This is a genomic window from uncultured Cyclobacterium sp. (assembly GCF_963976465.1).
Taxonomy (GTDB): Bacteria; Bacteroidota; Bacteroidia; order Cytophagales; family Cyclobacteriaceae; genus Cyclobacterium.
This window is the reverse complement of the sequence record NZ_CAXBOC010000392.1, coordinates 1-5,578: the sequence shown is the minus strand read 5'-3', so window position 1 is coordinate 5,578 and position 5,578 is coordinate 1. Positions and strand designations below refer to the sequence as shown.

General features: G+C 38.9%; 6 protein-coding genes. 3 read left to right on the top strand and 3 right to left on the bottom strand.

Annotated features, from left to right (window positions below):
• Together AAC037_RS18650 and AAC037_RS18645 are read right to left on the bottom strand one after the other, a co-directional pair.
• The coding region (locus AAC037_RS18650; protein WP_339904708.1) for an LUD domain-containing protein at positions 1-789 on the bottom strand (789 nt) is incomplete at its 3' end.
• A 1-nt stretch (position 790) separates the two neighbouring features.
• Positions 791-1,531 carry a (Fe-S)-binding protein gene (locus AAC037_RS18645; RefSeq protein WP_339904707.1) on the bottom strand — a complete coding sequence of 247 codons (741 nt, stop codon included), beginning with the start codon at positions 1,529-1,531 and terminating at the stop codon, positions 791-793.
• Positions 1,532-2,043: 512 nt separating this feature from the next.
• Here AAC037_RS18645 and AAC037_RS18640 point away from each other — a divergent pair.
• On the top strand, positions 2,044-3,180 hold the full coding sequence (locus AAC037_RS18640; protein ID WP_339904705.1) for a 6-bladed beta-propeller: 1,137 nt from the start codon (positions 2,044-2,046) through the stop codon (positions 3,178-3,180).
• Entirely contained in the window at positions 3,177-4,340 is a 1,164-nt protein-coding gene (locus AAC037_RS18635) for a 6-bladed beta-propeller (protein WP_339904704.1), read from the top strand. The genes AAC037_RS18640 and AAC037_RS18635 overlap by 4 nt, the downstream gene beginning before the upstream one ends.
• Positions 4,341-4,396: 56 nt before the next feature.
• Here AAC037_RS18635 and AAC037_RS18630 read toward each other — a convergent pair whose 3' ends face one another.
• Complete coding sequence (locus AAC037_RS18630; protein WP_339904703.1) at positions 4,397-5,110, bottom strand: SAM-dependent methyltransferase; 714 nt, start codon at positions 5,108-5,110, stop codon at positions 4,397-4,399.
• Between the two features lie 12 nt (positions 5,111-5,122).
• On the opposite strand from AAC037_RS18630, the gene AAC037_RS18625 reads away from it, so the two are divergent.
• Positions 5,123-5,356, top strand: a complete 234-nt coding sequence (locus AAC037_RS18625; protein WP_339904701.1) for a DUF2905 domain-containing protein — start codon at positions 5,123-5,125, stop codon at positions 5,354-5,356.
• Positions 5,357-5,578: the final 222 nt, after the last annotated feature.

Sequence of the window (5,578 nt, the reverse complement as noted above, 5' to 3'; positions counted from 1 at the left end):
TTGTCCGGTGGCACTTCTTGCCAGAAGTCGAAGAAATACACCGAGGTCTGCTGCTCTTGGGATGAGTTTTTCTATACCCATGCAAGCGATGTGCAAATCTGCAAGATGTGTTCCCATATCCGCATTGCCTTCATTGGTACAAACCACAAAACCGCCGGTTTCAGCAATTCCAAAGTTTACCCCTGTGATGGCTGCCTTGGCCTGAATAAATTTTTGCCTTAAGTGTTGTCTAGCAGCTTCTGTGAGGTAAGCCGGATCATCTGCACCGGCCTCTGTTCCCAAGTGTTCGTGAAAAATGTCGCCAATCTCTTTTTTCTTAAGGTGTATGGCGGGCATCACAATGTGACTTGGAACCTGCTTATTAAACTGTATGATTCTTTCTCCAAGATCCGTATCCACTACATCATATCCTTTGTCTTCTAGGAAATGATTGAGTCCACATTCTTCTGTAAGTATGGATTTACTTTTTACTAAGTTTTTGACCTGATTTTCCTCCAGGATACGCAATACATGCTGATTGTGTTCATCAGCGTCTTTAGCCCATAGCACTTCTATGCCGTTTTCAGAAGCATTTTTTTCAAACTGTAACAATAAATTGTCTAAGTTTGAAAGCACGTGATCCTTAATTTGAGAAGCATTATTTCTTAGATGCTCCCATTCCGGAATTTTTTGTGCAGAAATGTCTCTTTTGCTACGGACATGCCAAAGTGTATCATCGTGCCAATGACTGCGTTCCTCGTCCTTTAGAAACTCTTCTGCTGCAGCGGCATGGGTTGGTGTCGTCTTCATTTTACTTCTGGTTTGGGGTTTTTGGTACTTGGCCATTGAGGATTTCGGCAATGTGCATGACCTTTACAGGGCTGTTTTCCCGCCGAAGGATTCCCTCCAAGTGCATCAAGCAGGACATATCCGCCCCTGTAATAACCTGAACGCCCTTTTCCTCATGGTCTTTGATTCGGTCTTTTCCCATACTTACTGAGACAGCCTCTTCAAAAACAGCAAATGTTCCTCCAAAACCGCAGCATTCATCTTTTCTGGTAAGGTTTACCAGTTCAATGCCATTTACCATTTCTAGCAATTGTTTGGGTTTATTAAATTCAACCCCCATAATTTCTGAAGGCTTGGCAAGATTTAGGCCTCTAAGCCCATGACAACTTGCATGAATGCCTACCTTATATGGGAAAGTTGCTTTGAGGTTTTTTATTTTTAATACATCGGTAAGAAACTCACAAAGTTCATAGACTTTTGGCTCATTGTCTTTTCCCGAATAAATATGGTCTTTGGTATGTAGGGTACAACTGCCGGATGGGCAGACCACATAATCAAATCCACTAAAATTTTTTCGAAATAAATCAGCAGCACCCTCTCCATATTCCTGATAGCCTGAATTGGCCATAGGCTGCCCACAACAAGTTTGTTTTAGGGGATAGTCCACATCCACTCCTGCGCTTTCTAAGAGCTCAAGACTGGCAATGGCTACCTGAGGGTAAAATTGATCTACATAACATGGTATAAATAATCCAACTTTCATCAGTGCGGTTATTCTTGGATAATTAACAAAATACATGAGGCCTTTGTTGGCTCCATTTTATAAATATAAGCATCAAAAGTTTTAGTCCCATTCCTAAAACTTAAAATATGGTAAGGGCCCATAATAATTAAATCATGCCATTGCTAAATTTTGTCCAACAAAGGCAAGTCATTGGTGATCCGAAACCCCACCCAAACTTACATCAAACAATAAACTTAGCAAGGATTTTCCCCACCTCCATCCTGCACTGTGCTGATAAGGATTAATTGATTCAGAAGACAATTTATTCTCAGAAAAAATAATCTTAATTTGATTATAAACTAATAATTTCGAAGATACTTGTAACTACTAAATTAATTATATAAATTGAATCCTGACTTTCTCATTACCAGTGAGTTTTGAGCATTCTATTTCAAAGATTTATCCAAACCGGGCTATGTTTTATAGTTAGCTGAGGAAACTGGGAAAGTTAGGGTAATTATTTTCTTGTACCACTATCAAAAACCATCAATGTGAATAAACCCAATCCTATATTCTTATCGATTGAAATAGTACTCTTTTTTTCAATGCTTGCTTGTTCCAAGCCTGTTTCCGAAGAAGAAATAGTAAATGTTTCTATAGCACCTGATGATTATTCTACCTTGTCTTTTCAAGATTTTACCGTACAGGGAATGACTGCTCTTGAAACAAGGGAGGACAACCTGATGGGCATGGATCTGCGAATAAAATTTTCAGACAATCTTATAGCTGTAATGGATGAAACCAAAAGTGATAAACTTCACCTATTTGATGGTAAGGGAAAATATCTGAGGGCAGTAGCTGAGGTAGGAGAGGGTCCCGGAACCATCCAATCTCTAAGAGACTTTGATCTAGAAAAAGAGGAAGAGGTATTGGTGCTTTCTCCTTTTGAAGATAAAGCCAAAGTATACAAAGTATCTAAGAATGGAGACTTAAGTGAATTATTTGAATTGAATTATGGTGCGAATTCTTTCGCCAAATTAAAGGAGGGAGGTTTTCTTTTTCAAGGAAGTTATAACCTACCTTTTGTAAAGCATAGGGTAATTCAAACAGATAATGAAGGGAATATCCGCCAACGTTATTTAGAAAATGATTACGAAAACCAAATGTTACCCATGTTAGAACGAAATTTTTTTCCGGCTGATCAGGGGCTGTTTATGATGGAAATATTCAATCCAAATATTTACCTGTATCAGGGAGATAGCCTTGCTCAGGTTCTTTATGCAGACTTTGGCTATTATAATTTACCGTCCAATTTTTGGGAGGTGGACCTTATGGATAGCTTCGGAAAAATCAATGAAGATGGTTTTGCAACTTTTAGGGCTGCTTTTCAGCAAGGGAGTTTAATGGTTATAGATATTGTGGTGCAAAAAGGTAGGACCGTATCCAAATACATTTTGTTTAAAAAAGGAAAAGAGATTTACAAACTAAAAGCAGACAAAGACGATGATATGCTTTTCTATTATCCCATTGGCATCAATCGTGACGAACAAGTACTTTTTCTAACCTACCGGTCCATATTAGCAAAGCATGCCCAAGAATTTCCGGATACATTCTCTGTAGATGGTTTGCCCAAAAAAGATTTTGATTACCCTGTATTATTGCAAGTAAAATTAATTGAAAATCTATGAAAAGGACTTTGTGCATTGCCATTGGCCTACTACTTTTTAGTGCTTCCTGTAAGGAGTCGGTCAAGAAGGAAGTTGTGACAGCTCCGGTGGAGCTGAAAATAGAACCGGAAGCAATCCAAACGGCTTATGATTTAAATAAATTTGAACTTATACCTTTGGAATTCAATGATTTGTCCTTAGTTGGGGCCATTGACAAGTTGATAGTGGAAAAGGATAAAATCTATATTCTTGATAAAGAGATTGCAAAAAGTGTATTATGCTTCTCTATTACCGGAAAATTCCTATTCAAGATTAACAGTATAGGAGATGGAGAGGGTAAATTCTCCAAACCATTTGACTTGGTTTTATTCGATGAATCGCTTCAGATTTTGGATATAATCCAAAAGAAAATCCTTGTATTTGATTTGGAAGGCAATTATAAGCACGAAAAACCAATCCCGTTTGAGGAGCAGGTGGTCAATTTTTTTCCGCTCAACCAAGATTTTACCGCTTTTCATATGGATGGTAGGTCTTTTGGATCGGAAGAAACGGACTTTATCAGGGTTTTGGGTAATAAGGATTCCACCACTACTACCCAAGGAGTAAGCGATATAGGTAGCACAGATGCCTATCAAATTCCCATAGAGTTTTCGAAGCATAAGGGCCAAGTAAGTTTTCTCCATGCATGGACAGATACCATTTACAAAATCTCGGAAGAAAGGATTGAGCCGGCATACCTCTTAAATTTCGGTGCAAATCGCCTGGACGAAAAGGTCAAGAAACTGCCATTAATGGATATGAGAAAGTTTATAATGGAAAACCCATATGTATTTAATGCTGCCAATCTTGTAGAAAATGATAAATACCTGAGCTTTCAATGGGTGCGGAGTGCGGAGGGCTTTGCCAATTCTGAAGAACAAAAATATGTTTCCTATTATAATAAAAGTACAGGGAGGCTTGTTCATTTTCCATTGTCAGAAAACTGGTTGGGCAATGTGAATTTGCAGGGGCCACTATATGGAACCGAAGACTGGTTCTTTGGTTACCTGAACTACGAAGACTGGGACAAGCTTTCAAAAGAAATTCGAGATGAACTTATAAAAGAAAATGGCGGAGTACTATCCGGTGACCTGGATACGGGAAACCCTATTCTTATCAAATACAAACTAGAAAAAGAGTGAAGAAAGTATATGGATCTTTACTGCAAGAATTCCGGCATTATTTAGGCCACAAATCTTTAGGAATGATAGATCAGAAAAACAGCCGGTATTTTATGAAGGTCCGGATGTTTTTTGCGCCAGTCAGAAACTTTTTTGGTCTGGATCATTTCATCTGATCCCGTAATATTGCTTGCAATGCAAAGCAAGGTATTATTGCTCATGTTGGCCAGTAAATCTTCCAGCATCCGATTGTTTCTGAAAGGGGTTTCCATAAACATTTGGGTGGTTTTTTCCCTGATCGATTTGGCCTCTAAGGCTTTGATCGCTTGTACCCTTTCTTTTCGGTCGATGGGCAAATATCCGTTGAAGGTAAAGGATTGTCCATTAAAACCTGAGCCCATCAAGGCCATAAACATGGAAGAAGGTCCCGGCAAGGGAACCACTTTAATGCCTAATTTATGTGCCAAGGCGACGGCGTTGGCCCCGGGATCAGCAATACCCGGACAGCCGGCTTCAGAAATGATGCCTACATCATGCCCATTAAATAAAGGGTCTAGCAATTTCTTTAGGTGTTTTTCGGGCGTTTTTTTATCCAATTTTTCCAGGTGAACCTCTTCCAAATTAACACCTAGCTTAAGGCTACTGATATACCTGCGAGCGGTTCTAAAATCTTCTACCAGGTAATGGGAAGTTGCTGCAATTACGTTTTTTACCACAGGTGCCATGATGTCCCGGCCTGTTTCAAGTACCAATACATTAGGTATCAGGTATAATATTCCCTTAGCTTTCATTATTTTTGGATTATGGAAAATGGAATGCCTTCTTTAGCAAAAGTACTTATTTTTATCGGACTGCTGTTACTGATGGCAGGATTGCTGCTCTGGTTCCTGCCTAAATTTCCCGGTTTTAAGGGTTTGCCTGGCGATATGGTTTTTAAAAAAGATAATTTCACCTTTTATTTTCCCTTGGGTACCAGTATACTGCTCAGTTTGTTGTTGACCCTATTGCTGTATTTGTGGAGGAAATTTGGGGGTTAATGTTTATGGGTGCTTTGTGATAAAGCTATGAAGGATCGTTTTTGATTGAAAGCGTTTGGTGATAATTTTTACTCCTATTATCATTTTTCGCTAGCAAACTTGGGTATTGTTCAACCCCATCCGGGGTTGAGGTAAATTGTGGTATTTACCAGTCCGTGAGTAAAACTCCATAGCCGTCAAGTTAACGATTTAAGTTATTGGTAATAAGTTAATTAAATAAAA

Bases quoted from the DNA above. Each gene is read 5' to 3' on its own strand.
- AAC037_RS18645 (WP_339904707.1), bottom strand. From the start codon at position 1,531: ATGAAAGTTGGATTATTTATACCATGTTATGTAGATCAATTTTACCCT.
- AAC037_RS18635 (WP_339904704.1), top strand. From the start codon at position 3,177: ATGAAAAGGACTTTGTGCATTGCCATTGGCCTACTACTTTTTAGTGCT.
- AAC037_RS18630 (WP_339904703.1), bottom strand. From the start codon at position 5,110: ATGAAAGCTAAGGGAATATTATACCTGATACCTAATGTATTGGTACTT.
- AAC037_RS18625 (WP_339904701.1), top strand. From the start codon at position 5,123: ATGGAAAATGGAATGCCTTCTTTAGCAAAAGTACTTATTTTTATCGGA.